The sequence below is a fragment of the Ruegeria sp. BG7 genome (assembly GCF_056535685.1).
The window spans coordinates 3,488,688-3,504,541 of the sequence record NZ_JBQFIU010000001.1 but is presented as its reverse complement, the minus strand read 5'-3'; the positions used below and the strand labels follow the sequence as shown (position 1 = coordinate 3,504,541).

Genomic DNA, 15,854 nt, shown 5'->3' with positions numbered 1-15,854 from the left:
CCTACTCGAAATTGTCCTGCACAAACCGGCTGAGCGCGCGAACACCCCAACCGGTGGCGCCTTTGGGTGCATAAGATGTCTCAGCGGAAACCGAGGCCACACCCGCGATATCCAGATGGATCCAAGGCGTTTCTTCTTTGACAAACCGTTGCAGGAACTGCGCGGCGGTGATCGAGCCCGCGGGCCGACCCCCTATGTTTTTCATGTCGGCGATTCGCGATTTCAGCAACTTGTCATAGGCATCGCCCAACGGCATCCGCCACGCGCCTTCATCCTCGGCCTTGGCGGATTTCAGGAATGCGTTGCAGAATGTATCGTTGTTCGAGAACACACCGGCATTCTCGTGCCCCAGCCCGATGATGATCGCGCCGGTAAGCGTGGCCAGATCGATCATGCCAACGGGGCTGAACCGTTCCTGCGCGTACCACATCACGTCGCACAGAACCAAGCGACCTTCGGCATCGGTGTTGATGATCTCGACCGTATCGCCTTTCATAGACTTGACCACATCACCGGGGCGTGTGGCATTGCCGGATGGCATGTTTTCAACCAATCCAACCAGACCAACGACATTGGCCTTGGCCTTACGCTTGGCCAGCGCGCGCATGGTACCGGCGACAACACCTGCGCCACCCATATCCATGGTCATCTCTTCCATGCCACCCGCTGGTTTCAGAGAGATACCGCCTGTGTCAAACACCACACCCTTGCCGACCAAAGCCAGCGGCGCATCGCCCTTGTCACCCCCCTTCCAGTGCATGACGACCACTTTGGACGGGCTGTCCGAGCCCTGCCCGACGCTCAGCAATGTGCGCATTCCCAGCTCGGCCAGCTTGTCTTCGTCCAGAACTTCGACCTCAAGGCCCAGCTCCTGCATCTCGACCAGGCGGTCGGCGAATTCGGAGGTTGTCAGAACGTTTGCGGGCTCATTGGTCAGATCGCGGGTCATCCGCACGCCATCAGCAATTGCGTAAAGCGGCGCAAATTCCGCCTCTGCCTCGTCAGGTTTCGAATGGCTGATTGTGACCGTGCCTGCGTCTTCGCTTTCTTTGGTCTTATGCGCGTCAAAGTCGTAGCTGCGCAGCGCGATACCCAAAGCCAGATCTTCTGTGCGCGCCTGATTGCCAACCATCACAAGCACGTCCTTGCCGCCTGCCAGCTTTGCCACAGCAGCACCCGCCTTGCGCGCCTCGTCCGCCTCAGGGCGGCGCGGCAGCACCAGAACGTCCAGGGCTTCGGCCACCATCCCCGCAGGCCACGCCAGCGAGATCACATCTGCAGTCTTGGTTTTTTCGAAAGACCCGCTTTCGACCAGCCGCGCGACAGCCCCTTTTGTCAGACGGTTAGCCCTTCGGGCGGCGGGGCTCATCTTGCCGTCAGACGGGATGATGATAACCACCCGACCTTCGGCCTGCGCCATCGCATCCAAGTCAAACTCCTGAAAGCGGATCGGTACCAGACTGCTCATTGTAAACTCCTCAAATTCTGTTCCCCAAGACCTAGCCCGCGTAGCACCGCTTGACCAGATAGCAGTTTTCCCCGGCCTTCAATTGCATTAAGGTCTCCGAAAAATAACCGGCAGGCTCGGGGGAGAAAGACGTGGCACGAGAGGGCAGGCATAAGCCGTTGCGCAGAACATTCTGCGCGCGCGCAAGCGGCCCGAACGCCCGTGTTGCAAGCTTTGCGGGGGCGCGCCTGTGATCCTCGACCGCTACTTCGCCCGACGTTTCATGCAGAGTTTTCTGGTCATTGGCGGCATTTTCCTAACACTGATGATTCTTATCGATCTGATCGAACAGATTCGCCGGTTTGACGATTATGACCTGTCTTTCGGTCAGTTGTTGCAACTTACACTGCTCAACACACCGGCCGCGATCAGCGAAATGCTACCGCTGCTGGTCATTTTGTCGACCATCGCCCTTTTCGTAGGGCTTGCGCGCACCTCAGAGCTTGTGGTGACACGTGCCACCGGCCGCTCGGGCATCCGCGCTTTGGTGGCGCCTGTCCTTCTTGCACTCACCATCGGTGTGCTGGCCGTGGCATTGCTGAACCCAATCGCCGCTGCCACCTCGGAAGAGTTCCAGCGCCTGTCCGATTCCTATCGCAACAATGGCAGCTCTGCCCTGTCGATCAGCAGTGAAGGGTTGTGGCTGCGCCAATCGGCGGAAAACGGACAAGCGGTGATCCACGCGCGGGGCACCTCAAACGGCGACAAGCTGGGGCTGGACGACGTGACAGTGATCACATTTGCACGCGATGGAAAGCCAACCCAACAGATCATTGCCGACCGGGCCGATCTGGAGGATGGCCGGTGGATTCTTTCCAACGCCAAGATCTGGTCCATGCAAGACGGTGGGAACCCCGAAACCAACGCCGTTGTTCATGACCGCCTGGACCTTCCGACTTCGCTAACCCGCCAGCGCATTCTCGACACGCTGGGACAACAAGATTCCGTTTCGGTTTACGACCTGCCGCAACTGATCGCGGATCTGCGCGAAGCAGGCTTTTCGACCAAACAGTATGAGGTCTGGCTGCAAGTGCAACTGGCACGCCCCTTCTTTCTGGTCTCGATGGTCCTGATCGGAGCAGCCTTCACCATGCGTCACGTCCGCTTTGGCGGAACGGGTATTGCGGTACTAACAGCGGTTCTGCTTGGCTTTGCCATCTACTTCGTCCGCAACTTTGCGCAAATCCTCGGGGAAAACGGACAATTGCCCACATACATCGCTGCCTGGGCACCGCCCTTTGCTGCCATTTTGCTGTCTCTTGGCTTGCTGCTTCATGCGGAGGACGGCTGATGCGGCGCTTTGTTCCCCTCTTGCTGACCGGCGCGCTGGCATTGTCCGCCCCGGCACCCCTTGTGGCCCAATCGACGCCTGCACAGCCTCAGGGCGCAGAAACGCAGGAAGAGCCCGCCCTGCTGGTCGCCGACAAGGTTTTCATCACGCCTGAACGCAAACTGGTGGCTGAAGGCAATGTCGAGGCTTTTCAGGGCGACATCAAGCTGTCCGCTCAGCGTGTGACTTATGACCGTGAAACCGGTCAGCTGACACTGGAAGGCCCCATCCGTATCGATCAGGGCGGTCAGACAACGCTGCTGGCGGACTCTGGACAGCTCGACAGTGGCATTCAAAACGGTTTGCTGATCGGTGCACGAATGGTGTTTGACCAGCAGGTTCAGATTGCTTCGGTCCAGGCAAAACGAGCAGCGGGCCGCTATACACAATTCAGTAAAGTCTCGGCTACGTCCTGCCATGTCTGCGCCAACGGCAAGCCGCCGCTCTGGCAGATTAGGGCCCGTCGTGTCACCCATGACCAGTTGGAACAACAGCTCTATTTCGAAGGCGCGCAGCTTCGGGTGCTGGACTACCCGGTATTCTATTTCCCCTATCTGCGCCTACCCGATCCCACGCTTGACCGCGCGACAGGCTTTCTGGTGCCTTCGATCCGCAGTACCTCACAATTGGGAACAGGCGTTCAGGTTCCGTATTTCATCAAGCTGGGGGACCACAAGGACCTGACGCTGACACCTTATGTATCAGGCAACACGACAACGTTGGGTTACAGATACCGTCAAGCCTTTGTGAACGGACGTATTCAGTTAGATGGTGCCTATACCCGCGATGACATTCAGCCTGATCAAGATCGTGGCTACCTGTTCGCAAATGGCTGGTTCAACCTCAAGAATGACTACCGGCTGACCTTCCAAGTGCAAACCGCCTCGGATGATGCCTATCTTGTGGATTACGGCCTGCCTGATCCGGACCGTTTGCGCAGTGAACTTTCGCTGGAGCGGATCAAGCGAGATACCGCATTCAAAACCAGCCTGATCCATTACAAAACGCTGCGCGAAAGTGAAAACCAGGACGAAATTCCGTCTCGCGTATTCGATTTGAATTACGAAAAACGCTTTTTCCCCGGTGCTTTGGGCGGCGAAGTGCGGCTGGCCTTTATCGGCCACGCCCATGAACGTACAAGCGACGCAGACATTGTTGGCCGAGACATCGCCCGCGCCACGTTTGACGCAGAGTGGCTGCGCAGCTGGACCTTCGCTTCGGGCCTGCGCGCCGACGTAACGCTGGGGGCATCTGTCGACACGTTCAACATTCGCCATGACAGCAATTTCCCCTCGCAGGTCACACGCTCAACGCCAAGGGCTGCTCTGACATTGCGCTATCCGATGACGCGGCGCGAGCAATCAGGTGCCGTGCAATTCCTTGAGCCCATCGCTCAGATCGGATGGACGCATGTGTCGGACACAGACGTGCCAAATGACGAGAGCACTTTTCAGGAATTCGATCAGGGTAACTTGCTGGCGCTCTCGCGTTTCCCAGCGGAAGATCAGCGCGAAGACGGTGCAACAGGTGTTGTTGGCCTGAACTGGGCCCGTTACGGTGCAGGCGGCTGGCAGGCGCTGGCCACCGTCGGTCAGGTGTTCCGGGCGGATGCCGATCCGAATTTCACCCTGACATCGGGTTTGCAAGGCACCTCATCCGATCTGCTGATCGCAGGACAGATTCAAACCAACAATGGCTGGTCCCTTGGCGGTCGCGGACTGATCGACAGCGATTTCAGTTTTGTCAAAGCAGAACTGCGTGGTGCCTGGACAAACGAGGTTGCGAGGATTTCCGGCAGTTACATCTGGCAGGAACCGGATCCAGCGGAAAATATCGTCGACGAGATCTCGGAAATCTGGCTTGTCGGCCGGTATCAGGTCGATCAGAACTGGCTGACGAATGCCCAGGCGCGCTATGATCTGGGCCAATCCGAACCGATCCGTTTGGGTCTGGGCGTGACATATCGCAACGAATGCGTGCAGGTTAACATGTCTGTAAGCCGGCGCTTTACTTCAACATCCACTATTGAGCCTTCGACAGAATTCGGCTTTACCCTGTCATTGACAGGGTACTCTGTCGAAAGCGGTGGCAAGACATACAAGAGAACATGCAGTTGATATCAGGTTTCTCCAGGTTTCTACGTTCCGGTTGGCTTAAACCGGTCGCACCGGCGCTGACTGCCGCGATTTTCGCAGTTGCAGGCACGCATTCCATGGCGCAAAGCCTGTTTTCTCCTGCGATCCGGGTCAATCAGGACATCGTTACCTGGTACGAACTCGAACAACGGCTGCAATTCCTGAACGTACTGGGCCTGCCCGGCGGCAGCGAAGCCGACGTGCGAGACGCCCTGATCAATGCAAAGCTGCGCCAACAAGTCATGCGCGAAGCTGGCGTGCAAGCGGCCCCCGAGGCCGTCCAACTGGGCATCGACGAATTTGCGTCGCGCGGCCAGTTATCCTCGGAACAGTTCCTGCAATTGCTTGGGGAATCAGGCGTCGACCCTGAGACCGTTCGGGATTACATCGCGGATCAGTTGGCTTGGCGTGACTACATCAGCTCACGCTACCTGTCTCAGGCGCGTCCCACCGAAGATGAGATCGACCGGGCCCTTGGGCAGACCGGGGGCGGTGGGCTTCAAGTCCTTTTGTCCGAAATTATCATCCCGGTGAATCAGCAAACCGTTGCGCAGACCGAACTGCTGGCTCAGGAAATCTCGCGGCTGGAAGGTGTTGATGCGTTTTCGGCAGCCGCAGCACAATATTCCGCAGCCGCCACCCGTGATCAGGGCGGACGGTTGGACTGGCTGAACATCACAGACCTTCCGCCAGCTCTGCAGCCTGTAATCCTGGGACTTCAAAACGGAGAGGTCACGGATCCCATTTCGTTGCCAAATGCTGTCGCCTTGTTCCAGATGCGCGGCCTTCGTGAAGTTGCAACCTCAGCCGCCCCGATCTCAAAGCTGGATTATGCGATCTACTACATCCCAGGTGGCCGCAATGCCGACGCGCTGTCGCAAGCCACACGCCTGAAAGAAGAGATCGACACCTGCGATGACCTTTATGGAATCGCCAAGGATCAACCCCCAGAAGTCTTGGAACGCATCGACGCCGCCCCTTCTGAGGTGCCCCGTGATGTCGCGGTAGAATTGGCCAAGCTGGACCGCAACGAGGTGTCTACAAACCTGACGCGCAACAACGGTCAAACGCTGATGTTCCTGATGCTGTGCAACCGCACACGTGATCTGGGTGAAAACACCTCTCGCGCGGACGTGGCCAATGCCTTGGCACAGCAACGCCTTACAGCCTTTGCCGAAAGCCTGGTGGAACAGCTGCGGGCCGACGCTATTATCGTTCAGGAATGACCCGCCCAATCGCGTTCAGCTGTGGTGAACCGGCGGGGATCGGTCCCGAAATAGCGGCCAAAGCTTGGGACGAGCTACGCGGCTCCTGCCCGTTCTTCTATATCGGCGATGCCAGCCACCTGCCTGCTGGGACTCCGGTCGCGGAAATCGAAGATCCCGCGCAGGCCCTGACGGTCTGCGATCAAGCGTTGCCCGTCCTACAACTGGACTTCCTGGTCCCCAATGTGCCTGGCCAGCCCGACCCCGCCAATGCACCTTCTGTGATCGATGCCATCGAAACCGGTGTCGACTTGGTAAAAGCAGGACACGCCTCGGCGCTTTGCACAGCGCCCATCCACAAAAAAGCTCTGATAGACGGGGCCGGATTCAGCTATCCCGGCCATACCGAGTTTCTTGCCGCCCTTTCTGGAACGCAACGGGTCGTGATGATGTTGGCCAGCGATCAACTGCGTGTTGTGCCTGCTACAATTCATATTCCGTTGTCACAAGTTCCAGAAGCCCTGACCCCGGATCTCCTACGCGATACGATCGAGATTACCGCTGCTGGCCTTCGCAAGCAGTTCGGCATCGCCAACCCGCGCATCGCCATCGCTGGCCTCAACCCTCATGCGGGCGAAGGCGGCAAAATGGGAACTGAGGAAGGCGATTGGATTGCCTCGCTTGTCGCTGAACTGAACCTCGATGGCGCGACGCTCACTGGCCCCCACCCGGCAGATACGCTGTTTCACGCCGCGGCCCGCGCGCGCTATGATGCGGCGATCGCGATGTATCACGATCAGGCCCTGATACCGATCAAAACCTTGGATTTCGACCGCGGCGTGAATGTGACACTGGGCCTGCCCTTTATCCGAACGTCGCCGGATCACGGCACAGCGCTGGACATCGCCGGGAAAGGCATTGCCACGCCCACCAGCCTGATCGAGGCCCTGAAGCTCGCTCAACGCATGGCAAAAAGCTCTTGATCCTTCACCTGGCTGAAAATACCTCCGCCGGAGGCAAAAAATCTCTGGCGCACATGCGCTCCTTTGCATCACGGTAATCGGATCATGAGCGCTATCGACAATCTTCCCCCGCTGCGCGAGGTCATCGCAACCCATCAGCTCTCGGCGCGCAAGTCATTGGGTCAGAACTTCCTGCTGGACCTTAACCTGACCGCCAAGATCGCCCGTCAGGCCGGGGACCTGACTGAATGTGATGTGCTGGAAATCGGCCCTGGCCCCGGCGGTTTGACACGCGGGCTTTTGTCTGAAGGCGCGCGCAAGGTCGTCGCACTGGAAAAAGACACGCGCTGTATCGCTGCCCTGAACGACATCGCTGCGGCGTATCCCGGACGGCTTCAGGTCATCAACGGTGATGCGCTGGAAATCAACCCGCTGGAACACCTGACGCCGCCGATCCGCGTTGCGGCCAACCTGCCCTATAACGTGGGAACCGAGTTGCTGGTCCGTTGGCTGACGCCACCCGAATGGCCACCTTTCTGGCAAAGCCTGACGCTGATGTTCCAACGCGAAGTTGCTGAACGTATCGTCGCTCAACCCGGCAGCAAGGCGTACGGCCGTCTCGCCATCCTTGCGCAATGGCGGGCTGAGGCGCGCATCGCCATGTCGCTGCCCCCAGGCGCGTTCACCCCACCGCCCAAGGTGTCCAGCGCCGTGGTTCACCTGACCGCCCTGCCCGAGCCCCGCTATCCTGCCGATGCTGCCATCCTGTCCCGTGTTGTGGCTGCGGCCTTCAATCAACGTCGCAAAATGCTGCGGGCTTCATTGAAGGGCGTGGCCCCCGATATCGAAGACCGTTTGCTGGCGGCAGGGATTCAGCCCACGGAACGCGCGGAACAAGTTCCGCTGGAAGCGTTCTGCGCACTGGCCCGCGAAGTTCAAAAGACCTGAAAATAAAAAGCCCCGGTTCTACCGGGGCTTTTCGTTCGATCTGTTGCTTGGCTTATTCGGCCGCTTCCGGTGCGTCCCCATCGGTTTTAGGGGCCTCTTCGCTCACCGGTGCAGCTTTGGGCTTCCGCGCCCGCGGCTTGCGTGCAGGTTTTTCCTTTTTCTCCGGAGCTGAGCCTTCAGCCTCTTTGCTTTCCGGAGTTTCAACCAACCCGCTTTCAGGTGCGGCCTCGGGGGCTGCGAAATCCATCACATCCGGCTGCGGCGCTTCGGCCGGGTCGGCCTGACGGGCGGCTTCGCGTTCTTGACGTTCGGCGCGTTCGCGATCCCGTTCGGCCTGGCGTTCGCGGTTCTGGCGCTCCTGCTCTTCCCGGCGGGCTTCCATTTCGCGCTGCGCTTCGCTCAGCATTCGCAAGTAATGCTCGGCATGCTGCTGAAAGTTCTCAGCCGCCACACGGTCGTTTGACAGTTGCGCGTCACGTGCCAGTTGATTGTATTTGTCAATGATCTGCTGCGGCGTGCCACGCACTTTGCCCTCGGGGCCCGAGCTGTCAAACACACGGTTTACGACGTTGCCGCCGGAGGGACGATTGCGGTTATTCTTGGCCCGCGAGCGGGATTTGGAAGATCTCATCTTTCTCTACGTCAGCCTTGTCAATTCGCTGTCGAACCACCCGTGTTTTGCACTGCTCTAAGGCGTTTGCCGTGACGGGATCTCGACTTTTTTGGGCTTGGCGTCAGGGGTGCGCTGCAACAGCGTCAACCTCGCCGACTAATCCTGAGTAAGCATGTCCTGACCGCGCAGACAAGAGGAATCTCGGGTTTTCACCAGGTTTTTTGGTTCGGGCAGCGCTTTTTGGTCGCAATCCTGCCGATCAACCCGGCATTTTTGCGCCAACCACACGGTCGCGCCCATCCAGATCAGGGATCACACAAACATCTACAAGCCCTGCCGCATCAAACAAAGCGGCAACTTTTTTGGCCTGCGTTGGGCCTATTTCAACAAGAATCCGCCCCCCCGGCAGAAGAAAATCGGGGGCTGACGCGGCAATCCGACGATATGCACCCAACCCGTCTCCTTCGTCGGTTAGGGCCATACGCGGCTCGTGCTCTTTGACCTCTGGTGACAATTCGACCATTTCGTCCACTGAGATATAAGGTGGATTGGAAACAATAAGGTCAAACTGACCATCAATGTTTTCAAACCAATCCGAGCGCACAATATCCACTCTCCCCTGAACTTGATGCTCAATCGCATTTGCACTGGCTTGCAGACAGGCAGCTTCGCTCAGATCGGCCCCGACGCCTGACGCGCTGGCACGTTCGGCCAGCAACGTAATCAGGATGCAACCCGAGCCGACCCCCAAATCCAGAACGTGATCAAACGGCGCGCTCAGGGCTGCTTCGATCAGGGTTTCGGTTTCGGGTCGTGGATCCAGAACATCCCGGCTGACCCGGAACCGGCGCCCATAAAACTCTCGTTCGCCTAACAAATGTGAAACTGGCACCCGAATGGCGCGAAGCGAGATCAACTGGTCATAGCGCTCGGCAATCTCGGGCTGCAACTCCTCGGGCGCAATCAGCGTCACCCGACTGGCTTCTATGCGCGCCGCATGGGCCAGCAGCAGTCGTGCATCGCGCGCGGGGTCATCCACGCCAGCCGCCCGCAGACGGGCCGTTGCCGCCACCATGGCCTGTGCCGCTGTCTGCAGGCCGGTCATTGCGCCATCTCGGCAAGCAGCCGCGCCTGATCATCAGCCGTCAGCGCATCGATGACCTCATCCAGATCGCCCTGCATGACCTGATCCAGCTTATAAAGCGTCAGGTTGATGCGGTGATCCGTCATGCGACCTTGCGGGAAGTTATAGGTACGAATACGTTCCGAACGGTCGCCCGAGCCCACCTGACTGGCCCGATCTGCCGAGCGTTCACTGTCAATCCGCTGCCGCTCCAGATCATAAAGCCGTGTCTTCAGCACCTGCATGGCAATCTCGCGGTTACGGTGCTGTGACTTCTCGGAACTCGTTACAACCAACCCCGTCGGAAGGTGCGTTATCCGGACCGCCGAGTCGGTGGTGTTGACGTGCTGTCCACCCGCGCCTGAACTGCGCATCGTATCGATTCTGATGTCATTTGCGTCGATCTGGATGTCCACATCCTCGGCCTCGGGCAGAACCGCCACTGTCGCAGCCGATGTATGAATCCGCCCGCCACTTTCCGTCTCGGGTACGCGCTGCACGCGGTGCACGCCGGATTCGTACTTCATCCGGGCAAAGACATTGTCGCCCTTGATATGAGCCACGACCTCTTTGATGCCGCCCAAATCCGAGGCCTGTTCCTCGATAATCTCAAACCGCCAGCCCCGCGCCTCGGAATAGCGTTGATACATGCGCAAGAGGTCGCTTGCGAACAAAGCGGCCTCATCGCCGCCGGTTCCAGGGCGAATTTCCAACATCGCCGGGCGCGCATCGGCCGCGTCTTTTGGCAGCAACGCCAATTGCAGGGCCTGTTCCGCCGCAGGAATACTGGCCTGTAGCTGAGGGATTTCCTCTTCGGCCAGTTCTTTCATGTCCGGGTCGGCCAACATCGCCTGGGCCTCGGCCAGATCCGCGACCAGCTGCCGCCAGGCCATGATCTGATCAACCACCGGCTTGAGGTCGGAATACTCCTTGGCAAGCGTCGCAATATCGCCCCCCGACACGCCATCGGCCATGGCTGCTTCGAGGTATTGAAAACGCTGGGTGATCTGTTCAAGACGTTCTTCGGGGATCATCCGGGCGGTGTCTCTCATCCCGGGGCTTTGGTCAAGGGCAACGTCATGCTAAGCTTGCTGTCATGAAACGGATTTTGCTTGCTTTACTGCTGACATCCACGCCGGTTTTCGCTGATTACGTCGGCCCGGACGGTAAAACCCGCGATTGCTATTGCACCGACACGTCCGGGACGCGCATCGAGTTGGGCGAGATGATCTGCCTGCAGGTCGACGGCCGTATGTTCACCGCGCAATGTCAAATGTCGCTGAACGTTCCCATGTGGCGAGAGGTTCAGGAAGGGTGCTTGTCATCAGGGTTGCAGAGTAAACCCTTTGGGAAGGCAGCTTCGGACGACGCGTCTTAAACCACCACCGCTCAATCACATCTTCTGCAACCACCCATCAACCCGCGCCTTGTTCACGCCAAAATCTTTGCGCCCAAACCGCAGGCGGCCGTGAACGCGCAGAGAGTTGCCGTCCTGCTGAACCGTGGTGTAGTCGGGAAAGCCGATCCATTTCGTGCGGGTGATGTAGGTGATCATGCCTGCATCGACAGACCCTGCCAAAACCGATGTGCGGGGCGTGGCGCGGATGATCTGGTCCAGACGCTGCAAACCTTCGGGGCCGGTTTCGACAACGCGCACCACACCGCCGGGCAGGTCCTGATCCACGGGTGCGACCGGCGCAACATTCCATTGCGCAGGGTCGGATGGGGCCAGCCGGATATAAGCGCCTAGTCCGATCACAAGCGCGAGCACTGCCCAAAGAACCATCTTTTTCATCCCACTTTACCCTCTGGGGCAAATCCTAGGCGGATGAAGCGCCTGCACAACCCGTTCCACACCGGTTTACCGCGACGTCACCCCCGGCAGGATGCACAGCATCTCATATATCAGGTTCGCCGCCGTCAGCGCCGTGTTTCCCGATGGGTCATATGGTGGTGAGACCTCGACAAGGTCACAGCCCACCGCGTTCACCCCTTGCAACGCATGGATCAGTTGCAACGCCTGTGGGGTCGTCAGCCCCGCAATCTCTGGCGTGCCGGTGCCCGGAGCAAAGGCCGGATCCAGGCTGTCGATGTCATAGGTGATATAAACCGGATGCTCACCGATGGTCTTGCGAATCTGCGAGCCGATCTGGGTCAGGTTCTGCTGCCACAGCTCCCAGGCGGGAAACTGGCGAAAACCCCAATCCTTGGCCTCGGTAAAGTCCGATGCCGCGTAGCCTGATCCACGAATGCCGATCTGAAAGGTTTTGTCAGGAACGATCAGCCCTTCTTCGTAGGCGCGGCGGAAAACGGTGCCGTGGGTTTCCTTTTCACCAAACATCTCGTCATTCACGTCCGCATGGGCATCCACATGCACCAGCGCTACCGGCCCGTGCTTGGCGGCAATCGCCCGCAGGATCGGCAAGGTGATTGAATGATCACCCCCCATCGCCACCGGGATGACGTTCTTTGCCAGTATTGCATCATAACTTTCTTTGATGATCCTCAGGCTGTCCGACAATGAGAAGGTATTGATCGCCAGATCCCCGATGTCAGCGATCTGCAAGCTGTCAAACGGGGCCGCCGACGTGGCCATATTATAGGGCCGGATCATCGCGCTTTCACTGCGGATCTGTTTCGGGCCAAACCGAGTGCCCGACCGCCACGAGGTGCCGATATCCATCGGAATGCCAAGCACCGCCACGTCCAGCCCCGCCAGTGACGCGGCCTGTGGAAGGCGCATAAACGTGTTCGGCCCCGAGAAACGCGCCAAGTCATTGCCGCTGACCGGTTGGTTGAATTCTGTCATGCGCGTGCCGCCCCATCCTTTTTTTTACGTCTTCCAGCACATACCGGAAGTATGGCTAACCAGAAGTTAACGGGTACCCAAACAGGTTTACTCTTTCTCTTTGGCCAGCTTATCCCATCCCAGCAGACAGATGATCTGCGTCGCCACATGCGCCCCGGCAATCGCCGTTGCGCCGGATGTGTCAAAGGGCGGAGAGACCTCGACTACGTCTCCGCCCTTGATGTTGATACCGGCAATGTCGCGCAGGATGATCTGTGCCTGAATGGAACTTAACCCGCCCCAAACCGGCGTGCCGGTACCCGGCGCAAAGGCTGGGTCCAACCCGTCGATGTCGAAACTCAGATAGACTGGGCTGTTACCCAGTATACCCTTGATCTTCTGTGCGACCGCCGCAGGGCCAGATTCATAAACCTCACGCGCGTCGATTATGTTGACGCCCAGTGTGTCCTCATTGGTGGTGCGAATGCCCACCTGGACCGAGCGTTTCGGGTCCACAATCCCCGACTTCACCGCCTTGTAGAACATTGTCCCGTGATCAACGCGGGACATGTCATCATCGGCCCAAGTGTCTGTATGCGCATCAAATTGCAGCAATGACATGGGTCCGTATTTCTCGGCATAGGCTTTCAGGATCGGGAAGCTGATATAATGGTCCCCGCCCAGCGTGACCGAGGCCACGTCAGCCGCCAGAATGGTGCGAATGTGATCGGTTAGGGTGTCGGGAAAAGCCGGGATATTGGCATAGTCATACGCCATGTCTCCGTAGTCCACGATGGCCAGTTCGCTGAGGGCATCAAAAGGCCATCCATAAGGCGCGTCAGGCGATTGCAGGGCGCTGGCCTCGCGGATCGCTCGCGGGCCAAGGCGCGTGCCGGGGCGATTGGTGACGGCCTGATCAAAGGGCACCCCGGTCACCGCGATGTCTACGCCGCTTAGATCTTTGGTGTACAGCCGTCGCAGGAACGAGGTCGCCCCGCCAAAGGTGTTTTCATAAGACAACCCTTTAAGGTCCGGATTGGTGAACGCCTCGTCCACCTGGTTTTTTGCGTCTTCCAGTGCCATCTGTTTACCCCATCAGCCCAACGGCTGCGCCTTTTCCACGATACGTACGAAAAAGGACGCGCCGACCGGTGCGATATCGTCGTTGAAGTTGTACTTGGGATGGTGCAGCCCTGCCCCCTCGCCTTGCCCCAAGAACAGATACGCGCCGGGCCGTTCTTGAAGCATGTACGAGAAATCCTCGGCCCCCATTTCGCGGCCTGCGTTGGCGATCACCCGATCCTCGCCCGCGACCTCACGTGCCACGTCAGCAGCGAAGTTGGCTTTTTCGGCATCATTGATCGTTGCGGGATAGTTGACGTCATAATCCAGTCTTGCCTCAACCCCATAAGACGCCGCCTGCCCCTGTACGATCTGCTCCATTCGCTCCATCACCATTTTCTGCACAGCCGGATCGAACGTGCGTACCGTTCCATTGATATAAGCCGTGTCGGGAATCACGTTATTGACCGTACCCGAATGGATTTGCGTGACCGAGACCACCAGATCGTCCAAGGCATAGTGGTTGCGGCTGACAATCGTCTGAATAGCTTGCGCGATACCACAGGCCGCCATCACAGGGTCGCGCGTCTCATGCGGCATGGCACCGTGGCCACCGACACCTTGGATATGTACCTCGAACGTATCAACCGCCGCCATGATCGGCCCGGGCGTGGTATAGAACGCCCCTTCTGCAAAACCCGGCGCGTTGTGCAGCGCATAGACCTGAGAAATGTCGAACCTCTCCATAATGCCCTCTTCCACCATCACGCCAGCACCGCCACCTTCTTCCTCGGCAGGCTGAAAGATCAGCGCGACGCGGCCGCGGAAATTCCGCGTCTCGGCCAGATAGCGTGCAGCCCCAAGCAGCATCGTCGTATGCCCGTCGTGGCCACAGGCATGCATCTTGCCCGGATGTGTCGACGTGTACTCCACCCCGGTTTCCTCGGCGATGGGCAAAGCGTCCATGTCCGCGCGCAGGCCGATGGTCGGGCCATCCTCCTGCCCGTTGATGATCGCAACCATTCCGGTCTTGGCGATGCCTTCATGCAGTTCATCCACCCCGAACTCGCGCAGACGCTCGGCCACAAAGGCGGCTGTCTCATAGCACTCGAACTCCAATTCAGGGATCGTGTGCAAATGCTGCCGCCATGCGGACATATCGGCTGAGAAATCGGCAATTCGGTTGACGACGGGCATCTGGGGTGGACTCCTGATCAGGACTGCGGAATGGATGCATCTGACACCGGAACGAAAGGGTTCGCAATGGCCGAAAATCCTCTGATCCACGACAGCGACGCTGGTATCGAGCGTTTGCTGGAAATCATGCGCCGCCTGCGCGACCCACAAAGTGGCTGCCCGTGGGATATCGAGCAGGATTTCGCGACCATCGCACCCTATACGATTGAAGAGGCGTATGAAGTCGCCGACGCCATTGAGCGCGAGGCTTATGATGAGCTGAAAGGAGAACTGGGCGATCTTCTGTTCCAATCTGTCTTTCACGCGCAAATGGCTGAAGAGGCCGGGCATTTCACCTTTCAAGACGTGGTTCGAACCATGTCGGACAAGATGGTCAGCCGCCATCCGCATGTGTTTGGTGACGAGTCCCGCGACAAGTCAGCCGATCAGCAGACCAAGGATTGGGAAGCAATCAAGGCCGCCGAGCGTGCGGGCAAGGAACAGAAAGGCGCGTTGGACGGTGTCGCGGCGAACCTGCCCGCCCTGCTGCGCGCTCACAAACTGCAAAAACGTGCCGCTCGCGTGGGCTTTGACTGGCCCGATGCCAGCCATGTGTTGGCCAAGATCACAGAAGAAGCGGCCGAATTGGAAGAAGCGCGTGACAGGATGGACGCCGATGCGCTTGAGGACGAATTCGGCGATCTGCTGTTTGTGATGGTCAATCTTGGGCGCCATCTGGGTATCGAACCCGAGGCCGCCCTGCGCCGCACCAATGCCAAGTTCACCCGCCGCTTTGAACAGGTCGAAGCCCGTCTGGCCGAGCGGGGCAAAACCCCCGCACAAAGCGATCTTGCCGAGATGGATGCGCTCTGGGACGATGTCAAAACCGAGGAACATCGCGCCAATGGCAAACTCCCGCCGGTGGACGCGCCGACCGGGGCCTGAAACTGCTGGACAAGTGCGGTGACACTTGCGAGTGTCCGCGCTTCAAGACCCCGGAGGCAC

At 58.7% G+C, this 15,854-nt stretch carries 15 protein-coding genes; 7 read left to right on the top strand and 8 right to left on the bottom strand.

Translation table 11 applies throughout. The features are described from left to right. Window position 1: 1 nt before the first annotated feature. Window positions 2–1,468, bottom strand: a complete 1,467-nt coding sequence (locus tag ACR3EH_RS17345; protein WP_171648448.1) for a leucyl aminopeptidase — start codon at window positions 1,466–1,468, stop codon at window positions 2–4. A gap of 229 nt (window positions 1,469–1,697) precedes the next feature. Between ACR3EH_RS17345 and lptG the strand changes: the two genes are divergently transcribed. From lptG to rsmA, 5 genes are all read left to right on the top strand, one after another. Then, a complete protein-coding gene (gene lptG, locus ACR3EH_RS17340; RefSeq protein ID WP_171183522.1) occupies window positions 1,698–2,798 on the top strand; it encodes an LPS export ABC transporter permease LptG in 1,101 nt (366 codons plus the stop codon). Further along, on the top strand, window positions 2,798–4,954 hold the full coding sequence (locus tag ACR3EH_RS17335; RefSeq protein ID WP_171183524.1) for an LPS assembly protein LptD: 2,157 nt from the start codon (window positions 2,798–2,800) through the stop codon (window positions 4,952–4,954). Before lptG ends, ACR3EH_RS17335 begins: the two co-directional genes overlap by 1 nt. Next, the gene (locus tag ACR3EH_RS17330; protein WP_171183526.1) at window positions 4,945–6,198 is read left to right on the top strand and encodes a peptidylprolyl isomerase; all 1,254 of its coding nucleotides are present in this window, start codon (window positions 4,945–4,947) and stop codon (window positions 6,196–6,198) included. Before ACR3EH_RS17335 ends, ACR3EH_RS17330 begins: the two co-directional genes overlap by 10 nt. Then, entirely contained in the window at window positions 6,195–7,160 is a 966-nt protein-coding gene (gene pdxA, locus ACR3EH_RS17325) for a 4-hydroxythreonine-4-phosphate dehydrogenase PdxA (RefSeq protein WP_171183528.1), read from the top strand. Before ACR3EH_RS17330 ends, pdxA begins: the two co-directional genes overlap by 4 nt. Before the next feature lie 84 nt (window positions 7,161–7,244). After that, window positions 7,245–8,087 (top strand): 16S rRNA (adenine(1518)-N(6)/adenine(1519)-N(6))-dimethyltransferase RsmA, encoded by an 843-nt coding sequence (rsmA, locus tag ACR3EH_RS17320; protein ID WP_171090475.1) that lies wholly within the window; start codon window positions 7,245–7,247, stop codon window positions 8,085–8,087. Between the two features lie 52 nt (window positions 8,088–8,139). On the opposite strand, the gene ACR3EH_RS17315 is transcribed toward rsmA, so the two are convergent. The 3 genes from ACR3EH_RS17315 to prfA form a co-directional block, all read right to left on the bottom strand. After that, entirely contained in the window at window positions 8,140–8,718 is a 579-nt protein-coding gene (locus ACR3EH_RS17315; RefSeq protein ID WP_171090477.1) for a DUF4167 domain-containing protein, read from the bottom strand. 241 nt (window positions 8,719–8,959) lie between these two features. Further along, window positions 8,960–9,805, bottom strand: a complete 846-nt coding sequence (gene prmC / locus ACR3EH_RS17310; protein ID WP_171090479.1) for a peptide chain release factor N(5)-glutamine methyltransferase — start codon at window positions 9,803–9,805, stop codon at window positions 8,960–8,962. After that, the gene (gene prfA / locus ACR3EH_RS17305) at window positions 9,802–10,857 is read right to left on the bottom strand and encodes a peptide chain release factor 1 (RefSeq protein WP_171676336.1); all 1,056 of its coding nucleotides are present in this window, start codon (window positions 10,855–10,857) and stop codon (window positions 9,802–9,804) included. Before prfA ends, prmC begins: the two co-directional genes overlap by 4 nt. A gap of 62 nt (window positions 10,858–10,919) precedes the next feature. On the opposite strand from prfA, the gene ACR3EH_RS17300 reads away from it, so the two are divergent. Beyond that, window positions 10,920–11,201, top strand: a complete 282-nt coding sequence (locus ACR3EH_RS17300; protein ID WP_171090481.1) for a hypothetical protein — start codon at window positions 10,920–10,922, stop codon at window positions 11,199–11,201. A 15-nt stretch (window positions 11,202–11,216) separates the two neighbouring features. On the opposite strand, the gene ACR3EH_RS17295 is transcribed toward ACR3EH_RS17300, so the two are convergent. From ACR3EH_RS17295 to ACR3EH_RS17280, 4 genes are all read right to left on the bottom strand, one after another. Continuing rightward, window positions 11,217–11,618 carry a DUF1499 domain-containing protein gene (locus ACR3EH_RS17295; RefSeq protein ID WP_171183530.1) on the bottom strand — a complete coding sequence of 134 codons (402 nt, stop codon included), beginning with the start codon at window positions 11,616–11,618 and terminating at the stop codon, window positions 11,217–11,219. Between the two features lie 66 nt (window positions 11,619–11,684). Further along, window positions 11,685–12,632: an agmatinase gene (gene speB, locus ACR3EH_RS17290; RefSeq protein WP_171183532.1), complete on the bottom strand. Its 948-nt coding sequence runs from the start codon at window positions 12,630–12,632 to the stop codon at window positions 11,685–11,687. A gap of 87 nt (window positions 12,633–12,719) precedes the next feature. Beyond that, window positions 12,720–13,694: an agmatinase gene (gene speB / locus ACR3EH_RS17285; protein ID WP_171183534.1), complete on the bottom strand. Its 975-nt coding sequence runs from the start codon at window positions 13,692–13,694 to the stop codon at window positions 12,720–12,722. Window positions 13,695–13,706: 12 nt separating this feature from the next. Next, the gene (locus ACR3EH_RS17280) at window positions 13,707–14,870 is read right to left on the bottom strand and encodes a M20 aminoacylase family protein (RefSeq protein ID WP_171183536.1); all 1,164 of its coding nucleotides are present in this window, start codon (window positions 14,868–14,870) and stop codon (window positions 13,707–13,709) included. Between the two features lie 66 nt (window positions 14,871–14,936). Between ACR3EH_RS17280 and mazG the strand changes: the two genes are divergently transcribed. Next, window positions 14,937–15,794: a nucleoside triphosphate pyrophosphohydrolase gene (gene mazG, locus ACR3EH_RS17275; RefSeq protein ID WP_171183654.1), complete on the top strand. Its 858-nt coding sequence runs from the start codon at window positions 14,937–14,939 to the stop codon at window positions 15,792–15,794. Window positions 15,795–15,854 lie beyond the last annotated feature (60 nt).

Coding starts and splice junctions, on each gene's coding strand:
- mazG (WP_171183654.1), top strand. CDS start 14,937: ATGGCCGAAAATCCTCTGATCCACGACAGCGACGCTGGTATCGAGCGT.
- ACR3EH_RS17315 (WP_171090477.1), bottom strand. CDS start 8,718: ATGAGATCTTCCAAATCCCGCTCGCGGGCCAAGAATAACCGCAATCGT.
- ACR3EH_RS17295 (WP_171183530.1), bottom strand. CDS start 11,618: ATGAAAAAGATGGTTCTTTGGGCAGTGCTCGCGCTTGTGATCGGACTA.
- prmC (WP_171090479.1), bottom strand. CDS start 9,805: ATGACCGGCCTGCAGACAGCGGCACAGGCCATGGTGGCGGCAACGGCC.
- speB (WP_171183534.1), bottom strand. CDS start 13,694: ATGGCACTGGAAGACGCAAAAAACCAGGTGGACGAGGCGTTCACCAAT.
- ACR3EH_RS17335 (WP_171183524.1), top strand. CDS start 2,798: ATGCGGCGCTTTGTTCCCCTCTTGCTGACCGGCGCGCTGGCATTGTCC.
- ACR3EH_RS17345 (WP_171648448.1), bottom strand. CDS start 1,468: ATGAGCAGTCTGGTACCGATCCGCTTTCAGGAGTTTGACTTGGATGCG.
- rsmA (WP_171090475.1), top strand. CDS start 7,245: ATGAGCGCTATCGACAATCTTCCCCCGCTGCGCGAGGTCATCGCAACC.
- ACR3EH_RS17300 (WP_171090481.1), top strand. CDS start 10,920: ATGAAACGGATTTTGCTTGCTTTACTGCTGACATCCACGCCGGTTTTC.
- prfA (WP_171676336.1), bottom strand. CDS start 10,857: ATGATCCCCGAAGAACGTCTTGAACAGATCACCCAGCGTTTTCAATAC.
- pdxA (WP_171183528.1), top strand. CDS start 6,195: ATGACCCGCCCAATCGCGTTCAGCTGTGGTGAACCGGCGGGGATCGGT.
- ACR3EH_RS17280 (WP_171183536.1), bottom strand. CDS start 14,870: ATGCCCGTCGTCAACCGAATTGCCGATTTCTCAGCCGATATGTCCGCA.
- speB (WP_171183532.1), bottom strand. CDS start 12,632: ATGACAGAATTCAACCAACCGGTCAGCGGCAATGACTTGGCGCGTTTC.
- ACR3EH_RS17330 (WP_171183526.1), top strand. CDS start 4,945: ATGCAGTTGATATCAGGTTTCTCCAGGTTTCTACGTTCCGGTTGGCTT.